Below are 21,970 nucleotides of genomic sequence, written 5' to 3' on the forward strand. Positions count from 1 at the left end.
GGCGAGACCGCCGGCGGCGACCAGACCCGAGATCACATAGGGAAGTCCCGCGATCTCCGGCGTGGAGAGCACGATCACGTCGGTGTTGATCACGAAATCCTGCAGCCTGACCACACCGGGATGACCCGCAATGGCTTTACAGGCGGCGATGATCGCATCGATGTTGGCCGCATTCTTGCCGCAGATCTGGATCAGCCCGAGTTCACCCCAGCTGAAAATCCAGGGTTTGAGCGCGCTGACATTGGCACCGATGATGTTGGTGTAGACTTCGAGCTTCGAGAACGCCGCATAGGCCGGCGCCGAGAAGTACAGCAGGAAGATGAACAGCAGCGACCAAGCCACCGACTGGCGCGCCTCACGCACCGACGGGGTGGTGAAGTAGCGCATCAGGATATGCGGCAACGAAGCCGTACCGACCATCATGCACATGATGATCGCGAAGAAGTTCAACGGGCTGTAGTTGATGAAGGGCTGGATGTGCGGTTTGAGGCCTGCCACCGTCGCAAGGCCGTTTGCTATCATCTGCTGCTCGCGCGCCGTGATCTCCGCGATCGCCTGCCCATAAGTGAGCTCGGGAATCGGTATTCCGTACTTTTTGGTCGACAGGATCACGATAGGGGTCAAATAGGCGATGATCAGCACGACGTATTGTGCGATCTGCGTCCAGGTCACCGCCCGCATCCCGCCCAGCATGGCGCAGAGCAGAATTCCGACCAGGCCCGCAAACACCGCGAGCTCGAAATTCATCCCGAGGAATCGGGAGGCAATGAGGCCGGTGCCGTAGATCTGCGCCGTCACATAAGTGAAGGAGCAGGCGACCAGCACGATCACGCCGAGCGCCCGGGCGAAGTTGCCGCCATACCGGAACGACAGGAAGTCAGGCACCGTATAGGCGCCGAACTTGCGCAGGTACGGCCCGATCAGGATCGACACCAGCACGAATCCGCCGGTCCAACCCAACACCCATGCAAGTCCGTCATAGCCAAGCAGGAACAGGGTGCCGGCCATGCCGACGAACGACGCTGCCGACATCCAGTCGGCGCCGGTCGCCATGCCGTTGTAGAAGGCCGGCACGCGCCGTCCGGCGACGTAGTACTCCGAGACTTCCGCGGTCCGCGTCATCACGCCGATGATGGCGTAAACGGCGAGTGTGAAGAACACGAACAGGTAGCCGAGGATCTTGTTCGGTACACCCATCTGCTCCATTACCGCGAGCAGAATGATGAATGCGATGAATCCGCCGGTATAGGTGCCATACATCTTGCCCAGATTCTTGATGAAGTCCGAGCTGCTGGCAGAGCTTTGCGTAGCCATGGTCTCTTCCTCCCTCAATCGTCTTCGGCAAAGCCGAATTCACGGTCAATCTTGTCCTGCTGTTTTGCGAACATGAACAGCATGACGACGAAGACGATCAACGATCCCTGCGCGGCCATGTAGAAGCCGAGCGGGAAGTTGAGGATCGGAATGGTGATCTTGTTGAGCGGCACCACGAACATGTGGATGACGAAGCCGAAGAAGAACCAGACCCCGAGATGCATAAACATCAGGCGTGATGTCTTGCTCCAGTGAGCTTCTTCTCGTTCTTTCATGGTTGCGGATTCAGGCATGAGTTACAAATCCTCCTCAAAATACCGGGCAGCAATGCACCGGATTGATGATCGAGGGGAATGCAAATCCCTTCAGCGCGGCGCCCCCCTTGCCGCTGCCCCAACCGGTCTTGCGCCGGTTTGGAGACGTTGAAGGCTAACACCAGGAACGGTTCCGGCTTTATTATACTTTCGGGGCATACAAAAATGTTGCAACTGCGAAGCGATCCGACGCTCAAAACATTAAGCTTGGCAGATGCCGGATAAGCTGGCGAACTGGCTGGGGGTCCATCCAGCTGGAAAAGACGGCGATGAAGCTGTTCGGAAATTTGTTTCGCTCCCGCCCGCCGGTTAGCGGCCGGGAGGCGCTGGCCGACTTCATCGACTCGCAGTCGGCCTTCATCGTGCAAAAGGGAATCTACGAGTACTCGCGCGCACGCGCCGGTCACTACGCAAAGGTTCTGTTTGACGAGGAGGGGTTTGCACAATCCGTCGAGCACGCTCGCTGGCAGGCATTTCCGCTGGGCCTGTCGATGCTGGGCGAAATGGTCAACGGGGTGCTGGCTTCCCAAGCCGACGGTATACAGCGCCGGCAGATTCTTGACCAACTGATCAACGTCGTTCTTTCGGTGTTCGACCGCTATCCGGTACCTCCCTCGATCGGAGAAGCTGGCTGGCTTGATATGCGTCGCGAACTTGCGCATCGGCTTGACATGGCCGGAGGGCATGCGCCCAAGCGCGTGATGGATATTCCAGATCCGCTGGCGGAAGCCTATTTCGCCATGATGCCGATCCACGAAAAGCTGCGCGGACGGGACTTCCAGACCACCCGCAATTATCTCCGCGTCAGCCTGTGCAACATCCACGACGAATTGATCTCGCGCATGGACCGGGCCGCGGTTCAGCGCGCATTGATCGGGGATGCGGCGGCATAACCTTCAGGTCGCGGCGGGTTGGGAGGGCGCGATGGACTGGACGGGTGGCGGCGCACCGCTTTTGTCGCTCGATGCCGTTGTCATCGACACCGAAACCACCGGGCTCGATCCGCGCAAGGCGCGGGTGATCGAGCTTGCCGGAGTCCGGCTGTCCGGCGGCAAGCTCGCGGGTGAGGGCGCGTTTCGCCAATTGCTGCGGCCGGGCCGTGAAAAGATCCCGGCGGAGACGACGCGCATTCACGGCATCGACGATGCCATGGTGGCGCAGTCGCCGCCGTTCGCGGATGTCTGGCCGGATTTCCACAGGTTTCTCGGCCAGGCCATGGTGATCGGGCACACGGTCGGGTTCGACCTGGCGATACTGAAGCGCGAATGCGACCTTGCCGGCCTGCCATGGCAGCGGCCGCGCACGCTCGATACCCGACTGCTGGCGCAGATCGCAGCACCCGAACTGGCCGGCTATACATTGGAGAACCTCGCCGTCTGGCTGGGCGTGGTCGCCGCCGACCGGCATTCCGCGCTCGGCGATGCGACAACCACGGCGCGGGTGTTTCTGGCGCTGGTGCCGAAGCTGCGCGACCATGGCATCCGCACCATTGCCGAAGCCGAACGGGCCTGCCTCGCCCTCACTTCCGTGCTCGACGGTCAGGCGCAGAGCGGCTGGATCGAGGCCGTCGAGGCTCCGTCGCGCACCGACGCGGAACGGAGCCTGAAACGCTTCGACAGCTACGCCTACCGGCACCGCAATCGCGACATCATGCGGGTGCCTCCCATGTTCGTGGAATCCGGCGCGTCGGTCCACGACGTACTCGCGCGGCTGGCTGGCGAGAGGGTATCTTCGGTCTTTGTGGCGCCGTCCGCCGCGTCGGCCGGCGTCAAGGCGGCGGAGGCGGGCATTGTCACGGAGCGCGACCTGCTGCGCGCGATCGCCCGGTTCGGCGCCGCCGCGCTCGATCTGCCGGTCGGGCAGATCATGAGCCGGCCGCTGGCGGCGGTTCCGGCGGATGCCTTCGTCTATCGCGCCATCGGCCGCATGAATCGCCTGAAGACCCGCCATCTCGGCGTGGTTGACGATGAAGGCTGCGTGGTCGGCGCCTTGTCCGCGCGAGACCTGCTGCGCCTGCGCGCCGGCGAAGCAATATCGCTTGGCGACGAGATCGACGACGCGGCGGACGCGCCAGCACTGGCGGTGGCATGGGCAAAATTGCCGCGGGTCGCCGAATCGCTGCTGGCGGAAGGATTGTCAGGCCGCGACATCGCGGAAGTGATCTCGCGCGAACTCGGTGCGCTCACCAGGCAGGCCGCCGTGATCGCCGAGCGGATTTTGCGCGAGAGCGGCCACGGCGGACCGCCCTGCGGCTATGCCATGATCGTGCTCGGATCGGCCGGACGCGGTGAAAGCCTGCTGGCGATGGACCAGGACAATGCCGTGATTTTCGAACGCGGCGATCCGGACGGCGAGGAGGATCGCTGGTTTGCGATGCTCGGAACCCATGTCGCGGATATCCTGCATCAGGTCGGCGTGCACTATTGCAAGGGTGGTGTCATGGCCAGCAACGCGCCATGGCGCGGCTCGGTTGCGACCTGGCGGCACCGGGTCGGACACTGGATCACGCGCTCCAGGCCAGCGGATCTGCTGTCGGTCGATATTTTTTTCGACTTGCGGGCCGTGCACGGAGATGGCGGTCTCGCCGGACTCGTCAGACAGGCCGCTTTCGACGCAGCCAGGGGTCAAACCGCGTTCGCCAAGCTGCTGGTCGATGGCGTCCGCGTTCCCGCGAGCCTGAAGCTTTTCGGCGGCATCCGGACCGAAGCTGGCCGCATCGATCTCAAGGCGGCCGGGCTGTTCGGTCTGGTCGCCGCGGCGCGTGCGCTGGCGATCCGCTACCATGTGAAGGAACGATCGACACCAGCGCGATTGGCCGGCGTGAAAGCACTCGTTCACGTCAGCCAGAGCGATCTCGATGCGCTTGACCATGCCCAAAGCGTATTTCTCGATCTCATTCTGTCGCAGCAGGTCGAGGATATCGCCCTCGGGATCCCGCCTTCCAACGCCGTTTCGGTGAAGCGATTGTCGGCGCGCGAGCGTGATCGTTTGCATGCGGCGCTTCGAGCGGTTACCGCTATCGATGCACTGACCCGCGATCTGTTGTTCAAGGAGTGATCCGGGAAGATTGTTGCGATGCACAACGGGCAGGTTACCCGGTTTGCGGCGTGGTGACATTGTGCGCTTGCATGCGACCGTCGGTCAGACGACAATCACCTCGAAACTCGCTTGGCAGGCTTTCTCACAAAGCGGTCAAGGGTTTGCCACAACCGCCTCACAAGAAAATCCATGACCGCCGCTGCCAGCACGCATCTCGTCATCGCCGATGACCATCCGCTGTTTCGCGACGCCTTGCGACAGGCGGTCGCCAGCGTCGTGCCGTCGGCAAGGATCGGCGAAGCCGGTTCCTTCGACGAATTGACCGCGCTGCTGGAGCGGGATTCCGACGTCGATCTGGTGCTGCTCGATCTGACCATGCCGGGAATCAGCGGCTTCTCCGGCCTGATTTACCTGCGTGCACAGTATCCCGCGATCCCCGTGGTGATCGTCTCGGCCAGCGACGATGGCGCCACCATCCGCCGTTCGATGGATTTCGGCGCCTCCGGCTTCATTCCCAAGCGGTTCGGGGTCGATACGCTGCGTGACGCCATCGTCAAGATCATGGAAGGCGACGTCTGGATCCCGCCGGACACCGATCTCACCTCCGCCGCCGACCCCGATATGACGCGGCTGCGCGACCGGCTGGTGACGCTGACCCCGCAGCAAGTGAGGGTGCTGATGATGCTGTCGGAAGGTCTGCTCAACAAGCAGATCGCCTACGAACTCGGCGTGTCGGAGGCGACCATCAAGGCGCATGTGTCGGCGATCCTGCAAAAGCTGGGCGTCGAGAGCCGCACCCAGGCCGTGATCGCCGCCGCCAGAATTTCCGGCGGCCAGTGGCGGCAAGCCACGCCATCGGCATAACGGACCGGCCCGGCGGCCTGAAACGGTCACGCCGGGTGGTCAGCCGTTGCTTTGCTGGTATTGTGCATCGTCGGCACACCCGGATGCCGCATTACGGGAGGACGCCATGGCCTATTTTCAAAGAAGGATGGACGGCATCGAGCGGGGAGGCAAGATTGCCGCCGACGTATTCTGTGTCCTGCTGCTGGGAGTCATGGCGCTGGGATGCCTCGGCATTTTGTCCGGTATCATCGCCAGCGTGCTGGTTGTACTGGGAGTGCTGACCATCGATTATTTCACGGCTGATCCCGACGACCATGTCGCCGGCGTCATTCGATAGGGCCACCTCGGCGGCGGGACCGCGCCGGCTGAATTGCGACGGGGGGATGGAGATGCGGTACGTTAGCCTGGCGGGCCTGCTGTTCGCTTTCTGGCTCGCGCTGTCCGGGCACTACACGCCCATGCTGGTCACGGCCGGCGTGGTGTGCGCGGTGGCGTGCGTCTTCGCCGCCATCCGCATGCGCGTCGCCGATCCGGAAGGACATCCGATCGAATTGTTCCGGGGCGCGATCACCTATTTCCCCTGGCTGTTTTGGGAGATCGCCAAGTCCGGCTGGAGCGTAACCAGGGTCATCCTGCACCCGAGCCTGCCGATCTCGCCCACCATGACGGTGGTGCGGGCCAGCCAGAAAACCGCGGCCGGGATGGCGACCTACGCCAACTCGATCACGCTCACGCCGGGCACGATGACCGTGGGGGTGAGCGGCGACGAATTCACCATTCACGCGCTGGTGCGCGACGGCGCCATTGATCTCGAGGGTGGCGGGATGGACCGCCGCGTCAGCCAGTTCGAAGGCGCCGCATGATGTTTGCTGCCGCGGCTGCCGCCATTCTCGTCGCTCTGGCCCTCGCGATCACGCGCGCGATCAAGGGGCCGACGGTGTTCGACCGGGTGCTCGCGGGCAATTCCGTGGGCACGCTGGCGATCATGCTGCTCGCGGTCGTCGGCTTCCTGACCGAACGTCCCGAATTCCTCGACATCGGGCTGACTTACGGCCTGCTCAATCTCATCGGCACCCTCTCGGTGCTGAAGTTCTTCCGCCATGGCGACCTCGCCTACGACGTCGATAGCGAGCCGAAATCATGAGGTTGGCCGTCGAGATTGCCAGCTGGGGGTTTATGCTCCTTGGAAGTTTCTTCACGCTGGTGGGGGCGTTCGGGCTGGTGCGCATGCCGGAGGTCTTCACCCGCATGCATGCGGCCAGCGTCACGGACACGCTCGGCGTCGGCTTTTTGATCTTTGGCATGTGCCTGCAGGCCGGCTTCGGCCTGGTGTCGCTGAAACTGCTGTTTCTGCTCGCCCTGTTCTTCTTCACGGCCCCCGTCGTGACGCACGCCCTCGCGCAGGCCTGCCTGCATGAAGGCATCAAGCCGCAGCTGGCGGAAGATCGCCGCGGCATGACCGGCGCCCGGCCGACCGATCCTGACGACGGGAGGCAGCCATCATAACTCTCATCAACACGGTACTGCTGACGCTGCTTGCCGTCGTGACCATCGCCATCGTCCGGCAACGCAGCCTGTTCGGCGTCGTCATTCTCGCCAGCATCTACAGCTTCCTGATGGCGAGCGTGCTGATCGTGCTCGACGCCGTTGATGTCGCGATGACCGAGGCGTCGGTCGGCGCCGGCGTGTCGACGGTGCTGTTGCTGGCGACCCTGCACCTCGTCAAGACCACCGAGATGAACCAGGTCCGTCCCCATCTGCTGCCGCTGTTCGTCTCGCTCGGCACCGGCGCCGTGCTGGTCTGGGGCACTTTGGTGCTGCCGCCGTTCGGCACCCCCGATGCCGCGATCCACAAGCACGTCGCGCCACGCTACCTCGCTGATTCGATCAAGGAGACCAACGTTCCGAACGTGGTGACGTCGGTTCTGGCCGACTACCGCGGCTACGATACGCTCGGCGAGACCACGGTGATCTTCACCGCCGGCATCGGCGTCATGCTGCTGCTGCGCAAGGCGCGGCGGCGGAACCGTCGCGACGACGCGGAGACATCGCAATGAGTTACGATCTCGTTCTGCGTGTCGGCACCAAGCTGATCCTGCCGTTCATTCTGCTGTTCGCGCTTTACGTCCAGTTCCACGGCGATTACGGGCCGGGCGGCGGCTTCCAGGCCGGCGTCATTGCGGCCAGCATGGTGATCCTGCTGGCGATCACCTGCGGTCTCGATCTGGCGCATCGTATCGCGCCGCAGGCCATGGTCCAGCGCATGGTCCCGCTCGGCGTGCTGATCTATGCGGGGACGGGGGTTGCCGGGATCCTGATGGGCAAGAACTATCTCGACTATTCGGTGCTCGCCCAGAACTCCGCGAGCGGACACGAGCTCGGCATATTCCTGGTCGAGGCAGGCGTCCTGATCACAGTGGCCGGCACCATGACGTCCCTGTTCTATGCCTTTGTCGAGCGGGGCCGCTGATGCCGGCGCTGTCGATCATCACCGATCATTATCACTACGCGATCACCGTCTTCCTGATGATGGCGGGCCTCTACATCGTCGTCGCCCGCGGCAACATGGTGAAGAAGCTGGTCGGGCTGTCGATCTTCCAGACCTCGGTGTATCTGCTCTACGTCGAGCCCGGGAAGATCATCGGCGGAACCGCGCCCATCCTCGATCCGGCGTTCACCGTGTATTCGAACCCGCTTCCCCATGTCCTGATGCTGACTGCCATCGTCGTCGGCGTGGCCACGCTCGCGCTCGGCCTGGCGCTGGTGGTGCGCATCAACGAGGCCTACGGCACGATCGAGGAAGACGAGATTTTCGAAATGGACCGTGACACATGAACGCGGTCTGGCCGCACCTCCCGATATTGCAGGTGGTGATTCCGCTGTTCGGCGCCGTGCTGGCCGGATTCCTGCGCCGTCCAGGTCCGGCCTTCGCGGTCGCGCTGGTGGTGAGCTGGCTGATGCCGTTGATTGCCGGGGCGATGCTGTGGCAGGCGCTGGCGACCGGCCCGATCTCCTACCACATCGGCAGCTGGCCGCCGCCCTGGGGCATCGAGTACCGGGTCGACGTCCTCGGCGGCTTCGTGCTGGTGCTGGTCTCGACGGTCGGTGCGGTGATCATGCCGTTCGCGCGGCGCTCCGTCGCGTTCGAGGTCGAGGAAGCCCAGCAGCCCTGGTTCTACTGCATGTACCTGCTCTGCCTCACCGGCCTGCTGGGCATCGTGGCGACCGGCGACGCGTTCAACGCCTTCGTCTTTCTCGAGGTCTCGTCGCTGTCGACCTATGTGCTGGTCGCGCTCGGACGCGACCGGCGCGCGCTGCTCGCCGCGTTCCAGTACCTGATCATGGGGACGATTGGGGCGACCTTCTACATCATCGGCGTGGGCCTGCTCTATCTGCTGACCGGCACCCTCAACATGGTGGACATGGCCGCGCGGCTCGGGCCGGAATGGGCCGGCCACTCGCGCGCCATCGTGGCGGCTTTGGCCTTCATTACCGTCGGCGTCAGCCTGAAGCTCGCCTTGTTCCCGCTCCACGCCTGGCTGCCGAACGCCTACGCCTATGCACCCTCCTGGGTGACGGCGTTCCTGGCCGCCACCGCGACCAAGGTCGCGATCTACGTGCTGGTGCGATTCTTCTTTTCGATCTTCGGCATCGCGATCGACTTTCGCGATTTGCCTGTCGCCGAAATCATCCTGGCGCTGTCGGTCGCGGCCATGTTCGTCGCTTCGCTGATCGCGGTATTCCAGACCGACCTGAAGCGCATGCTGGCTTACTCCTCGGTCGCCCAGATCGGCTACATCACGCTCGGCATCGGGCTCGCCAACCAGGCCGGATTGACCGGCGGGCTGGTCCACGTCGTCAATCACGCATTGATGAAGGCCGCGCTGTTTCTCGCGGTCGGAGCGATCTTCTTCCGCGTCCGCTCGGTGCAGCTGTCCGATCTCGCCGGCATCGGCCGCAAGATGCCAATCACCATGACGGCGTTCACCATCGCGTGTCTCGGGCTGGTCGGCACCCCCGGCACGTCCGGGTTCATTTCCAAATGGTATCTGGCGACTGGTGCGTTCGACAAGGGCTGGTGGCTGCTGGTCTTCCTCATCGTCGGCAGCTCGCTGATCGCCCTCGTCTATGTCGGCCGCGTGCTTGAAGTGGTCTGGCTGCGCGAGCCGTCGGCCGCCCTCGAAAATGCCAGCGACCCGCCGCTGTCGATGCTGCTGCCGCTCGTCGTGCTGGCGGCCGCCACGGTCTATTTCGGCTTCGAAACCCAATGGACCGCGGGAATCGCCGGCACGGCCGCCAAGGACCTGATCGGGGGGCTGCGATGACGGCGGCCCTGTCGACCCAGAGCCTCGTTATCCTCGCGGTACTGACGCCGTTCGTCGGTGCGTTGCTGATTCCGTTGTTTCACAGGTCTCCCAACCTGCGCGAGACGGTGACGCTGGTCACGGCGGGTACGCTGTGCCTGGTCACGTTCAGCCTGGTCGGACCGGTGCTCGACGGCGCCAGGCCTGAACTGCAGATTCTCCGGATCGTTCCGGGACTCGACCTCGCGTTCAAGGTCGAACCGCTCGGCATGCTGTTCGCGCTGGTCGCCGCCTCGTTGTGGGTCGTCAACTCAGTTTATTCGATCGGTTACATGCGCGCCAATGACGAGCCGCGCCAGACCACGTTTTACGTCTGCTTTGCCATTGCGCTCGGCAGCACGATCGGGATCGCGTTCGCCGGGAATCTGTTCACGCTGTTTCTGTTCTACGAGGCGTTGACGCTCTCGACCTATCCGCTGGTGACGCACAAGCGGAACGCGGAAGCCGTTCGCGCTGGCCGCATCTATCTTTTGCTGTTGCTCGGCACGTCGCTGCTGCTGCTATTGCCGGCGATGATCGCCACATGGGCCATCGCCGGCACGCTCGATTTCACGCCGGGCGGCATCCTGGCCGGCAAGGCCGGCGCCCCCGTGATCGCCGTTCTGCTCGCACTCTACGTTTTCGGCATCGGCAAGGCGGCGGTGATGCCGCTGCATTTCTGGCTGCCGGCGGCGATGGTGGCGCCGACGCCGGTCAGCGCGTTGCTGCATGCGGTGGCGGTGGTCAAGGCCGGCGTCTTCACGGTGGTGAAGGTGGCGGTGTTCGTGTTCGGCGTCGACAATCTCGCCTCCCTGGGGCAATCCGCATGGTTGACGGCGGTGGCGGCAACGACGGTGATCGTCGCTTCCATCGTGGCGTTGCGGCAGGACAATCTCAAGCGCCGGCTCGCTTATTCGACCATCTCGCAACTCTCTTATGTCGTGCTGGGCGTCGCGATCCTGGCGCCGATCTCCCTGACCGGCGCCGCGATGCATATTGCCGCCCACGCCTTCAGCAAGATCACCTTGTTCTTCGCTGCGGGCTCGATCTACACCGGCGCGCACCTGACCGAAGTCAGCCAGCTGGACGGCATCGGCCGGCGCATGCCGTGGACCATGGCGGCCTTCACGATCGGCGCGCTCGGCATGATCGGTATTCCGCCGACCGCCGGCTTCCTCGGCAAATGGTTCATTCTCACCGGGGCGATGCAGACGGCCAACTGGCTGGCGGTCTCGGTCATTGTCGCGAGCACATTGCTCAACGCCGGCTATTTTCTGCCGATCGTTTTTCGCGCATTCTTCCGCGAGCCCCCGGGGGACGGGCACGGGACCAAGTCCGGCGAGGCGCCGTGGCCGATGGTGCTGGCGCTGACCACGACGGCGGCCGGATCGATGCTGATGTTCTTTCTTCCCGGCATTCCCTATGCGCTGGCAACACTCATGATGGGGCGCTGAGTCATGAACGACCACTCGGACCACGACCACTGGCTTACCCGTGCAAGCACGATCAGGCGGCTCTGGATCGGATCGATCGTCGTGCTGGCGGCAACCGTGTTGATGGACCTCGCGATCGACCACCATCCGCATTTCGGGCTGGACGGCACCTTCGGCTTCGGCGCCTGGTTCGGCTTCGCGGCTTGCGTCGCCATGATCGTGTTCGCCAAGGCGCTTGGCGCCATCCTGAAACGGCCGGACACCTATTATGACAGCTAGCGTCCTTCCGCCGGCCATTGTGCTGATCCTCGGCGGCCTGGTGCTGCCGATGCTGCCTGTCCGGCTGCGCGGCTTCGCGATTCTCGCGCTGCCGCTTGCGACGCTGTTGCTGGTTTGGCAGGTGCCCGACGGGGTGGCGCTGCGGGCGCCGTTCCTTGGCTACGAGCTCACGCTGGTCAAGGGCGATGCGCTGTCTCGTTTGTTCGCGACGGTGTTCGCGATCATGGCGTTCGCCGGCGGCCTGTTTGCTCTCAACCAGAACCGCGTGGTCGAACTGGCCGCGGCCCTCTGCTACGCCGGCAGCGCCATCGGCGTGGTGTTCGCGGGTGACCTGATCAGCCTGTTCATCTTCTGGGAACTGATGGCGATCGCCTCCACCCTGGTGGTGTGGAGCGCGGGTCCGTCCGCACGTGGCGCCGGATTGCGATACGCCGCGATCCATCTGCTTGGCGGGGTTCTGCTGATGGCGGGCATCGCCGGCGAGGTAGCTTCGACCGGCTCGCTCGCGATTGGCAAGCTCGAACTCGACAGCCTGTCGCGAGGCCTGATCCTCGCCGGGTTCCTGATCAACGCAGGCGCCTGGCCGATTTCATCCTGGTTGCCCGACGCCTATCCGGAGAGCTCGTGGAGCGGCATGGTGTTCCTTTCGGCCTTCACCACCAAGGCCGCCGTCTATGTGCTGCTGCGTTGCTTTCCGGGCACCGAGCTTTTGATCTATGTCGGACTGTTCATGGTGTTCTACGGGATCGTGTACGCTATCCTCGAAAACGACATGCGCCGCATCCTGGCTTACAGCATCGTGAACCAGGTCGGGTTCATGGTGACCGGAATCGGCATCGGTACCGAACTCGCACTCAATGGCGCCGCCGCCCACGCCTTCACGCACATCATCTACAAGGCGCTGCTGCTGATGTCGGCGGGCTCGGTTCTCTACATGACCGGCAAGCGCAAATGCACCGAACTCGGCGGCCTGTTCCGCACCATGCCGCTAACGACCATTTGCGGCATCGTCGGCGCGCTATCGATTTCGTCGTTTCCCCTGACGTCGGGCTTCGTCTCGAAATCGATGATCTCGGACGCCGCGGGCATCCAGCGGCTGGAAATGGTGTGGTATCTGCTCGCCGCCGCGTCCGCCGGCGTTTTCCTGCACGCCGGCATCAAGTTTCCATGGTTCGTCTTCTTCCAGAAAGATTCGGGACTGCGGCCGGCCGATCCGCCCTGGAACATGCGGGCCGCCATGGTGCTGTGCGCGGCGCTTTGCATCGGCATCGGCGTCCTGCCCGGGCCGCTTTACGCCATCTTGCCGTATCCGGTCGCCTACGTTCCCTATACCGCTGGTCACGTGGTGTTCTATCTGCAGCTTTTGCTGTTCTCCGGCCTCGCTTTCTTTCTGATGCTCGGCTGGCTGAAGCGGACAATGACGATCACGCTCGACGTTGACTGGCTGTATCGGAGGCTCGGCCTCGCGCTGGCTCGAAATCTGAACCAGACGGCAGAGACGGCATGGATTGGCGTCACGAATTCTGCAGGGCGCTTTGCCCGGGGAGTATCATCGGGTGTCCGGCGTTATCATGGAACCGATGGCGTTCTCGCCCGCGCCTGGCCGACCGGCGCGATGGCGTTCTGGATGACCATCATGCTGGCGGCCTATCTGATCCTCTCGTATCTGCGATCGTGAACCCTTGTTTTAGGGATCACGGGGAGTTCGAAGACTCTCCGCTCGCCATTGCACGCACGCCTCATGCGGCGAGTCGTACCGGCAACCGCGCCAGGGCGCGTATGCCAAGGCGCTTGTGCCATTCGACCTTCGCTTGCGGGGCGATACGCATATCCGGAAAGCGCGCCAGGATGCGCTCGAATGCGATCGCGGTCTCCGCCCGCGCCAGCTGGAAGCCGAGGCAGAAATGCACGCCTGTTCCGAAGGACAGATGCGGATTCAGATGCCGACAGGATGTCGAAGCCTTGCGCCTTCATCATTGACCCCATGGGATTGGGACGGCCTGCGCCGCTATTCCGCCGCCACCATCTGCTGCGTCCGCCACTGCCCGAGCAGCGCCCGCAGGCTGGCCGGCTTGACCGGCTTGTTGAGCACCGCGATGTTCTCGTCGCGCGCCGCGTCCCGCACATGCGGACTGCGGTCGGCGGTAATCAGGATCGCCGGAATGTTCTCGCCGAAGCGGCGGCGGATGTCCCGGATCGCAGCGACGCCATTGCCGCGGTCGAGGTGATAGTCGACCAGCAGGCCGGTGACCGGGACGCCGGCGGCCTTGATCGCCTCGACGGCGGCTTCCGGATCGGCCACCGCGATGACCTCGGCGTCCCAGGCCGTCAGCAGGGTCTTCATGCCGTCCAGGATCGCCGGATCGTTCTCGATGCACACGATCAGCGAGCCGCTCATCGGCGTCCTGGACAGCGGCGTCGCGCTGGTGACCGCCCCGGTGTGGGTGACGGCGCTGGCGACCGGCACCGTCACCGAAAAGAACGAGCCGCCGCTGACATTGGAGTCGATCGCGATGCCGTGGTTGAGGACACGCGCGAGCCGTTCGACGATCGACAGCCCGAGGCCCAGGCCGCGCGCAATCCGCGCGCCCTGTTCCAGCCGGTGAAACTCCTTGAAGATCTCGCCGCGCTTGACCACGGGAATGCCGACGCCGGTGTCGAAAACCCCGATCTGCAGCGACTGACCGTGTCGCCGGCAGCCGACCAGCACGCGGCCGCGCGGGGTGTATTTGATGGCGTTGGAAATCAGGTTCTGCAGCAGCCGGCGCAGCATCAGGCGATCGGATTCCACCGCCAGCGAACTCGGCACGAAGGTCAGCTTCAGCGCCTTGGCCCGGGCAATCGGCGCGAATTCGATTTCCAGCGAACGCATCAGGTCGCCGATCTTGAAGCTCGAGATCGACGGCGTCATGGCGCCGGCATCGAGCCGCGAGATATCCAGCAGCGCCCCGAGGATCTCCTCGATCGCCTCCAGCGAATCGTCGATGTTTTCCACCAGCCGCGAATCCTCGCCGCCGTTCTGGCGCTCCACCAGACTCGTGACGTAAAGCCGCGCCGCGTTCAGCGGCTGCAGGATGTCGTGGCTGGCGGCGGCCAGAAAGCGCGTTTTCGAGATATTGGCGTCCTCGGCGGTGCTCTTGGCCCGCGCCAGTTCCGAATTCAGAAGGGTGAGTTGCTCGGTGCGATCGCGCACCCGCTTTTCAAGCGTCGCATTGGCGCGTTCCAGCGCTTCGGCCGCCTCGAACGACGGCGTAACGTCGGAAAAGGTGATTACGAGCCCGCCGCCGGGCATCCGGTTGGCGCGCACCTCGATCACCAGGTGACGATCCGGCAGGCGTTCCAGATAAGGCTCGCCTTCGGTGGTGTAGGCCGCCAGCCGCATGTCCAGCAAGGCGGCGCTGTCGCGCTCGCCGAGGCCGGCAGGGCTGATCGCCCCCATGAATTCCAGGATCTCCTGCAAGGGAATCCCGATCTGCACGAGATGCAGCGGCAGTCCGAGAATTTCGCCGAACTGGCGGTTCGAACAGATCAGCTGCAGCTCCTCATCGAACACGGCGATGCCCTGCCGCACATGGTTCAGCGCAGTCTGCAACACCTCGCGATTGAAGTGCAGGGCGGCGTGGGAGTCGTCGAGCAGCTTCAGCGCCGCCTTGGCCGAGACGGTGCGCTTGCGCAACAGCAGCGACATCACCAGCCGCGAGGACGCCGCCCCGATCGACGAGGCGATCAGATGCTCGGCATGCTGCAGCAATTCGAAGTCGGCGGGCGCGGCCGGGTCGAGCGCGGTATTGCGGGTGATCGCGAAGGCTTCAAACGAATGCCGGGCGCGATCGGGGCCGAGATACTGCGCCACCGTACTCTGGATGTCCTGCACGGTCACCGTGGTGCGCCAGCGCCGGAAGGCCGGGTTCATCGGCGCCAGCGTGCTCGGCGCAAACAGGTCGGCTTGCAGCCGTTCGATCGAGGACGGCTGGCGCGCCATCGACAGCACGATGTAGGTCAGCAGATTGAGCGAGAGCGACCACAGCACGCCGTGCAGCAGCGGCGGCAGGTCGGCGCCGAACAGCGCGCGCGGCCGCAGCGCCTCGATGCCGAACGGGCCATGCTGCAGCAGCAGCATGCCCGCGGCATTGCCTTCGAGGAAGCTCGGCAGAAACAGCGTGTAGATCCACACCGCGACGCCGACCAGCATGCCGCCCATGGCGCCCCGCGCGGTAGCGCGGCGCCAGAACAGTCCGCCGAAGAACGACGGCGCCAGCTGCGCGATCGCCGCAAAGGACAACAGGCCGATCGCCGCCAGCTGGGCATTGCCGAGCGCGCGGTAGTAGAAATACGCCATCACCATGATGGCGAAAATCGCAAAGCGGCGGACCCGGAGCAGGAAGTTGCCGAAATCCTTCTGGGCGGCGCGGGACTCCCGGCTTCGCTGCAGCACCAGCGGCACCACGATATCGTTCGACACCATGATCGACAGCGCGACGCATTCGACGATCACCATGGCGGTCGCCGCCGACAGGCCGCCGACGAAGACGAGGACGCTGAGCACCGGAGAATTGGCCTGCATCGGCAACGCCAGCACGTACATGTCAGCTTCGACCGCGCCGAAGGGGAAGGTCACGAGCCCGGCGAGCGCGATCGGAATCACGAACAGGTTGATGGCGATCAGATACAGCGGAAACAGCCAGCGCGCCCGGCCCACCTCGGTGTCGCTGGAATTCTCGACCACGCTGACGTGAAACTGGCGCGGCAGCAGCATGATCGCGAAGAACGACAGCAGCGTCATGGTGAGGAAGTTGCCGATCGAGGGCGTGTACTCGATGGCCCGTGCCGCTTCCGGGACTTTCATCGCGCGTTCGATCAGCTCGACCGGCGAGAACATCCAGAACGTGACGAAGGCGCCGACCGCGATGAAGGCCACCAGCTTGACGATGGATTCGGTGGCGATCGCCAGCATCAGGCCATGCTGGTGTTCGGTCGCGTCGGTCTGCCTGGTGCCGAACAGCACCGCGAAGGCGGCCATCGCCAGCGTGACGATCAGCGCGACGTCACCGATGATCGGAATCGAGGAGAAGGCCTGATCTTCGAGGATCGTTCCGAGCGACGCCGCCACCGCCTTGAGCTGCAGCGCGATATAGGGAACCGAGCCGATGATCGCGATTGCGGCGACCGTGGCGGCGACGGCCTGGCTCTTGCCGTAGCGCGCGGCGATGAAATCGGCGATCGAGGTGATGTTCTGCGATTTCGCCAGCTTGATGACGCGGCGCAGCAGCGGCGTGCAGAACGCGATCATCAAGATCGGGCCGACATAGATCGCGAGAAAGTCGACGCCGGTGCGGGTGGCGAATCCGACCGAGCCGAAGAAGGTCCAGGAGGTGCAGTAGATCGCCAGCGACAGCGGATAGATCAGCGCGCTGGCGCGGCCGCGCTGGGTCGGCGAGAGGCGGTCGCCGTAGCTGGCGATCACAAACAGGAACCCGATGTAGCCGAAAGCGGCTGCGATCACGCCCCAGTCGTGCAGCATCGCGGCTTACCCCTCATATTCGGCCTGCGCAAACGACAGCCGCCGGGGCAGTATAGCCAGGTTGAACCGGCAAAGCATCGTGCGTGAGCCCCCGAAACCGGGGATTTCGGGGCTGAGGAGCGGTGCCGCTATTCGGCCGCCAGCGATTTCGCGCGCAGTGGCAGGCCGAGGCGCTCCCAGACCTGCAGCAGCGCTTCGGCGAGCTGATCGACCAGGCCGTCGTCATGATAGGGCGAGGGCGTGATCCTCAAGCGCTCGGTGCCCTTGGCGACAGTCGGGTAGTTGATCGGCTGGATATAGATGTTGTGCTCTTCCAGCAGGATGTCGCAGGCCCGCTTGCAGGCCTCGGGATCGCCGACGAACAGCGGCACGATGTGGGTCTCGTTCGACATCACCGGCAGGCCGGCGGCATGGAGGATCGCCTTGACGCGGGCGGCGCGGTCCTGATGGCGCTCGCGCTCCCAGCTTGAGGTTTTCAGATGCTTGATCGCGGCTGACGCCGCCGAGCAGATCGCCGGCGGCAGCGCGGTCGTAAAGATGAAGCCGGGCGCATAGGAACGCACCGCGTCGACGATGTCGGCGCTGGCGGCGATATAGCCGCCGAGACAGCCGAACGCCTTGGCCAGCGTGCCCTCCAGAACGTCGATGCGGTGCATGACGCCGTCGCGCTCGGCGATGCCGCCGCCGCGCGGGCCGTACATGCCAACCGCGTGAACTTCGTCGACATAGGTCATCGCGCCATAGCGCTCGGCGAGATCGCAGATTTTCGCCAGCGGTGCGACGTCGCCGTCCATCGAATACAGGCTCTCGCAGGCGATCAGCTTGGGCCGGTCCGGTCCCGCGGCGCGCAGCAGTTCTTCCAGATGCGCCATGTCGTTGTGACGGAAAATCTGGCGCTCGCAGCCGGCCTGGCGCACGCCCTCGATCATCGAATTGTGGTTGAGCGCATCCGACAGGATCAGGCAGTTCGGAATCAGTTTCGCGATCGTCGAGATGCCGGTCTGGTTCGAGACATAGCCCGAGGTGAACAGCAAAGCGGCTTGCTTGCCGTGCAGATCGGCGAGTTCGGCCTCGAGCTGCACCAGCGGGTGATGGGTGCCCGCGATGTTGCGGGTGCCGCCGGCGCCGGTGCCGACCCGCGTCGCGGTTTCGACCATGGCGCCGACCACTTTCGGGTGCTGGCCCATGCCGAGATAGTCGTTGGAGCACCAGATCACGACGTTGCGCGGTCCCCCAGGGGAATGCCACACCGCGTGCGGGAACCGGCCCGCGATCCGCTCAAGATCGGCGAAAACCCGGTAGCGCCGTTCGTCATGCAGGCGGCTGAGGGCGGTGCTGAAGAACTGGCTGTAATCCATCGCGGGACCTGGAACGGAGCGTGAAGCCGAAGCGGCGAGCCCCTTTTTAGAGCGTTTCCAGCTTTGCTGTCGAGCCGGAATCGGCCCCGAGCCGCCCGATGCGCGGGGGCCGGGTTGCTTCCCGCGCGGCCCAGAACTTGATCCGGATCAAGGCATTGGCGGGGTTTTGCTGTTCTCGTTACGGATCGCGGGCTGCAATGCGACCGGCAAGAAGCCCTCTCGCCAACAGGGATCAATTAACCAGCGATTTACCATGTTGGCGGTAGTTTTGATGCGAGAGTTCCAACAAGGGTCACGCGTATGGCGTTTCGCGCAAATCAGCAGCTCCGTGACGATATCTGGGACTACCGGTACAAGGCTTCCGCCCCTGCTGCCGCCGAGCCCGAGAACATCGTGAGCCTGGCCCCCTCCGCCACCAGGAATGACGGCGCCACCGCGCTCGACCTCGTGAATCAGGCGGCCGAAATCTTCAAGGGCATGGAAGACCACGCGCGCGCAGTCGAAGCGCGGGCGCAGTCGGCGTGCGAAGACCTTGCCGAAAAACTGCGCCTTGCCGAGAAGCAACGGGATGCCGCCGAGCGTGCACGACGCGAAGTCGTCAATGAACTCAATATCAAGCTTCAGGACGTCTCGCGAGCCTTGCAGCAGGCCCAATCGCGGATCGTGGGGGCGGAAGAGCGAACGGTAGCCGCCGAATTTCGCGCCCAGGCGGCCGAGGCCAAGCTCTACCGGGCCAATCAGGAACTCGCCGCCGTCGAGGAAGCGATCCGCAAGCGGTTGCTCTGAGTCATTTCGCGTGCCCGACACGGGGCGCCCGTTCGCGTGAACGAGGTTGACGCCGGAATTACCGGATGACCCGAGTATGAATTATTAAGCAAGAATTGCGGACGGTGCGTCGGCGCGACCGCGTGCCGGCAACAATTTCGATGGCGTGTTCGACCATGGCCCGAGCAATGGGTTATTAGGAAGTTTCGTTCAACGTCCGCCGAACGACTGTATCGCGCAAATCGGTCGATATCCCCTTGAGGACACGGTCTTGCAAGCATTCCCCGGAATTCTGGGCCGCCATTATCTTGCAATTTTTGTGCTGGCCGCGGCCACGCTGTCCTACCAGATCCTGATCACGCGCTTCTTCAGCGTCATGCTGTATTATCATTTTGCGTTTGCGGCCATCTCGCTTGCCATGCTCGGGCTTACCCGCGGAGCGATGGAGGTCTACAACAACCCGGCCCGCTACACGCCCGAAAAGGTGGGAGTGGAATTCGCACGCCATGCATCATGGTTCGCGATATCGGGCGTCGGCGCCATGGTGGTCTTCCTATGCACGCCGCTGGTGATTCCCGAGCAGTATGTGGCGGTGGTCCTGGCGGTTACGGCGTTGACTTTCGTCATGCCGTTTACCGAAAGCGGGATCTGCATCACGCTGCTGTTGACACGCCTGCCTTACAGCGGCGGAGGACTTTATGCGTCCGACCTCGCAGGGGCGGCGCTTGGATGTCTCGGTGTCATCTTCGTACTGCTCGTCGTCGATCCCGTCAGCGCCACCCTGTGGATCGGCGCCTTTGCCGCCGCGGCGGGCTGGCTGGTCGTGCGGGACAGCGGCGACATCCGCAGCCTGCGCCTCAGCGGCGCCGTTGCAGTGACGCTGGCGGCCGCAGCCGGCATGCACACCGGCCTTGATGTTTCCGGCAAGAGCCATCTGGGCGTGTTCTGGGCCAAGGGGGCCGAGCAGAAGGGAACGCTGTTCGAACGCTGGAATACCTACTCGCGCGTCAGGGTGACCGCGATGGGCGAGGCCGCTCCGTTCGGCTGGGGTTTTGCCCGCACCCATGATATGAAAATCGACCAGAAGCGGCTCGACATCGACGCCGATGCCGGCACGATCATCACCAGGTACGACGGCGATATCGACAAGCTGTCCTACCTGAAGGACGACGTCATCAATGCGGCCTACCTGGTGCAGCCGGCGACCGACGTCGCGGTCGTCGGTGTGGGCGGCGGCCGGGACATTCTTTCTGCGCTCTATTTTGGCGCCAGGCGCATTTATGGAATTGAGATCAATCCCGCGATCTTCGAAGTCCTCACCGACAAGTTCGCCGAGTTCTCCGGTCATCTCGATCGCCAGCCCGGCGTATCCCTGGTCAATGCCGAAGCCCGCAGCTACATCAACCATTCATCCGATCGATATGACCTGGTCCAGATTTCGCTGATCGACACCTGGGCCGCGACCGCCGCCGGTGGGCTGACGCTGACGGAAAACCGCCTCTATACTGTCGAGGCATGGGGCGACTTCTACCGGGCGCTGAAGCCCGGCGGGTTGCTGTCGATTTCGCGCTGGTACGAACCGGAGCATCACCGCGGCGAGCTCTATCGCCTGGTGGCGATCGCCGCCAGCGCGCTGCAGAACAAGGGCGTGTCCGCAACCGAGTTGCCGAACCATGTCGTCGTCGTGAACGTGGACAACATCGTAACGGTGATTACCCGTCCAGACGCCTTCACAAGTGCGCAATGGCACGACGCGCAAGCGCGGCTGCTGTCCCAGGGCTTCAAGGTACTGCTGGGGCCGGGCGTCGCTTTCGATGCCGTGACGTCGAAATTGCTGTCCGGCAAGGCGGATGCTGCTTTCTTCGCATCATTGCCGGAGAACGTCACCCCCTCGACGGACGACAATCCGTTCTTCTTCTATACGGCGCGGTTCGGGGAATTTTTCAGCAAGCCGGTATCGTCGCTCTCGAACAACAACTCGGCGATCACCACGACCCTGATGCTGCTGGTGCTGTCGCTGTGCGCCTGCGTCTACTACATCATCGACCCCTTTGTCCGTCTCGCGCGGCGGATGCCGCTGGCGACGCTGACGCCACCCGTGACCTATTTCTGCGCGATCGGCATGGGCTTCATGCTGATCGAGATATCGCAGATGCAGCGGCTGATGGTCTTCCTCGGACATCCCGTCTACGGGCTCAGTGTCGTGCTTTTCACCATTCTTCTGTTCAGCGGGATCGGCAGCGTCACGGTCGGTGCGCGCTTCCCTCGACGCGCCGCGGTCATCGCCAGGGTTGCGGCGCTCCTGGTCACGCTGGTGGCGGCGGGGGTGCTGACTCCCTTGCTCACCACATGGGCGCGATCGGAAGCTACCGATATACGCATCCTGCTGTCCGTTCTGCTGCTGGCCCCCCCGGCGTTCTGCATGGGGATGATGTTTCCACTCGGGCTGAGCATCTGGCGCCGTCACTCGGACCTGCTTCCGTTCTTCTGGAGCGCCAACGGCATTACCTCGATGTTTGCGTCGGTGCTGGGCATGGCGCTGTCGATAGAATTCGGCATCGCCAGGACATACGCGCTCGGCGTGGGCTTCTATGTCGTCTGTGCCGTCATGATCGCCCTGAGCCGGCAAGCGAACCTCGTGGGCGGGTTCGCCGCAAGGCCGGACCGTGAAGAAGTCGGCGCCGCGGCCGCTTCGATCGCACCGTCGATACGAGTCGAACTGGCCGCCGCGAGCAACCCCGCCTGATCTTGCTCGCAA

Annotated in this window: 21 protein-coding genes; 16 read left to right on the forward strand and 5 right to left on the reverse strand. The window is 63.9% G+C overall.

Annotated features, from left to right (window positions below; genetic code table 11):
• The coding region (locus Q8N40_RS05915) for a VC_2705 family sodium/solute symporter (RefSeq protein ID WP_305711152.1) at positions 1-1,314 on the reverse strand (1,314 nt) is incomplete at its 3' end.
• 14 nt (positions 1,315-1,328) lie between these two features.
• Complete coding sequence (locus Q8N40_RS05920; protein ID WP_305711153.1) at positions 1,329-1,607, reverse strand: DUF4212 domain-containing protein; 279 nt, start codon at positions 1,605-1,607, stop codon at positions 1,329-1,331.
• 290 nt (positions 1,608-1,897) lie between these two features.
• Here Q8N40_RS05920 and Q8N40_RS05925 point away from each other — a divergent pair, with 290 nt between their 5' ends.
• The 14 genes from Q8N40_RS05925 to Q8N40_RS05990 all read left to right on the forward strand — a co-directional run bounded on the left by Q8N40_RS05925 (position 1,898) and on the right by Q8N40_RS05990 (position 13,246).
• Complete coding sequence (locus tag Q8N40_RS05925) at positions 1,898-2,521, forward strand: hypothetical protein (RefSeq protein ID WP_305711154.1); 624 nt, start codon at positions 1,898-1,900, stop codon at positions 2,519-2,521.
• Between the two features lie 31 nt (positions 2,522-2,552).
• Positions 2,553-4,685, forward strand: a complete 2,133-nt coding sequence (locus tag Q8N40_RS05930; RefSeq protein ID WP_305711155.1) for a DUF294 nucleotidyltransferase-like domain-containing protein — start codon at positions 2,553-2,555, stop codon at positions 4,683-4,685.
• Positions 4,686-4,856: 171 nt separating this feature from the next.
• Positions 4,857-5,531: a response regulator transcription factor gene (locus Q8N40_RS05935; RefSeq protein WP_305711156.1), complete on the forward strand. Its 675-nt coding sequence runs from the start codon at positions 4,857-4,859 to the stop codon at positions 5,529-5,531.
• 106 nt (positions 5,532-5,637) lie between these two features.
• On the forward strand, positions 5,638-5,850 hold the full coding sequence (locus Q8N40_RS05940; RefSeq protein WP_305322739.1) for a hypothetical protein: 213 nt from the start codon (positions 5,638-5,640) through the stop codon (positions 5,848-5,850).
• A 52-nt stretch (positions 5,851-5,902) separates the two neighbouring features.
• Entirely contained in the window at positions 5,903-6,376 is a 474-nt protein-coding gene (locus tag Q8N40_RS05945; protein ID WP_305322740.1) for a Na+/H+ antiporter subunit E, read from the forward strand.
• Positions 6,373-6,657 carry a monovalent cation/H+ antiporter complex subunit F gene (locus tag Q8N40_RS05950; protein WP_305322741.1) on the forward strand — a complete coding sequence of 95 codons (285 nt, stop codon included), beginning with the start codon at positions 6,373-6,375 and terminating at the stop codon, positions 6,655-6,657. Before Q8N40_RS05945 ends, Q8N40_RS05950 begins: the two co-directional genes overlap by 4 nt.
• Before the next feature lie 2 nt (positions 6,658-6,659).
• A complete protein-coding gene (gene mnhG / locus Q8N40_RS05955; RefSeq protein ID WP_305322742.1) occupies positions 6,660-7,019 on the forward strand; it encodes a monovalent cation/H(+) antiporter subunit G in 360 nt (119 codons plus the stop codon).
• Positions 7,020-7,057: 38 nt separating this feature from the next.
• Positions 7,058-7,570, forward strand: coding sequence for a DUF4040 domain-containing protein (locus Q8N40_RS05960; protein WP_305322743.1), 513 nt, complete (start codon positions 7,058-7,060; stop codon positions 7,568-7,570).
• The gene (locus Q8N40_RS05965) at positions 7,567-7,983 is read left to right on the forward strand and encodes a Na(+)/H(+) antiporter subunit B (RefSeq protein ID WP_305711157.1); all 417 of its coding nucleotides are present in this window, start codon (positions 7,567-7,569) and stop codon (positions 7,981-7,983) included. The genes Q8N40_RS05960 and Q8N40_RS05965 overlap by 4 nt, the downstream gene beginning before the upstream one ends.
• On the forward strand, positions 7,983-8,348 hold the full coding sequence (locus tag Q8N40_RS05970; RefSeq protein WP_305711158.1) for a cation:proton antiporter subunit C: 366 nt from the start codon (positions 7,983-7,985) through the stop codon (positions 8,346-8,348). The genes Q8N40_RS05965 and Q8N40_RS05970 overlap by 1 nt, the downstream gene beginning before the upstream one ends.
• Positions 8,345-9,838, forward strand: a complete 1,494-nt coding sequence (locus Q8N40_RS05975; RefSeq protein ID WP_305711159.1) for a monovalent cation/H+ antiporter subunit D family protein — start codon at positions 8,345-8,347, stop codon at positions 9,836-9,838. Before Q8N40_RS05970 ends, Q8N40_RS05975 begins: the two co-directional genes overlap by 4 nt.
• A complete protein-coding gene (locus tag Q8N40_RS05980) occupies positions 9,835-11,310 on the forward strand; it encodes a monovalent cation/H+ antiporter subunit D family protein (RefSeq protein WP_305711160.1) in 1,476 nt (491 codons plus the stop codon). The genes Q8N40_RS05975 and Q8N40_RS05980 overlap by 4 nt, the downstream gene beginning before the upstream one ends.
• A gap of 3 nt (positions 11,311-11,313) precedes the next feature.
• On the forward strand, positions 11,314-11,568 hold the full coding sequence (locus tag Q8N40_RS05985; RefSeq protein ID WP_305322748.1) for a hypothetical protein: 255 nt from the start codon (positions 11,314-11,316) through the stop codon (positions 11,566-11,568).
• Positions 11,558-13,246: a Na(+)/H(+) antiporter subunit D gene (locus Q8N40_RS05990; protein WP_305711161.1), complete on the forward strand. Its 1,689-nt coding sequence runs from the start codon at positions 11,558-11,560 to the stop codon at positions 13,244-13,246. Before Q8N40_RS05985 ends, Q8N40_RS05990 begins: the two co-directional genes overlap by 11 nt.
• A gap of 61 nt (positions 13,247-13,307) precedes the next feature.
• Here Q8N40_RS05990 and Q8N40_RS05995 read toward each other — a convergent pair whose 3' ends face one another.
• From Q8N40_RS05995 to hemA, 3 genes are all read right to left on the reverse strand, one after another.
• On the reverse strand, positions 13,308-13,478 hold the full coding sequence (locus tag Q8N40_RS05995) for a hypothetical protein (protein WP_370871004.1): 171 nt from the start codon (positions 13,476-13,478) through the stop codon (positions 13,308-13,310).
• A gap of 98 nt (positions 13,479-13,576) precedes the next feature.
• Positions 13,577-17,089, reverse strand: coding sequence for a PAS domain-containing hybrid sensor histidine kinase/response regulator (locus Q8N40_RS06000; RefSeq protein WP_305711162.1), 3,513 nt, complete (start codon positions 17,087-17,089; stop codon positions 13,577-13,579).
• Positions 17,090-17,217: 128 nt separating this feature from the next.
• Positions 17,218-18,447, reverse strand: coding sequence for a 5-aminolevulinate synthase (gene hemA, locus Q8N40_RS06005; RefSeq protein WP_305711163.1), 1,230 nt, complete (start codon positions 18,445-18,447; stop codon positions 17,218-17,220).
• Between the two features lie 300 nt (positions 18,448-18,747).
• On the opposite strand from hemA, the gene Q8N40_RS06010 reads away from it, so the two are divergent.
• Both Q8N40_RS06010 and Q8N40_RS06015 read left to right on the forward strand, forming a co-directional pair.
• Positions 18,748-19,233 (forward strand): hypothetical protein, encoded by a 486-nt coding sequence (locus Q8N40_RS06010; RefSeq protein ID WP_305322583.1) that lies wholly within the window; start codon positions 18,748-18,750, stop codon positions 19,231-19,233.
• A 250-nt stretch (positions 19,234-19,483) separates the two neighbouring features.
• A complete protein-coding gene (locus Q8N40_RS06015; RefSeq protein WP_305711164.1) occupies positions 19,484-21,958 on the forward strand; it encodes a hypothetical protein in 2,475 nt (824 codons plus the stop codon).
• Positions 21,959-21,970: the final 12 nt, after the last annotated feature.

This window comes from Bradyrhizobium sp. (genome assembly GCF_030693485.1).
GTDB lineage: Bacteria > Pseudomonadota > Alphaproteobacteria > Rhizobiales > Xanthobacteraceae > Bradyrhizobium.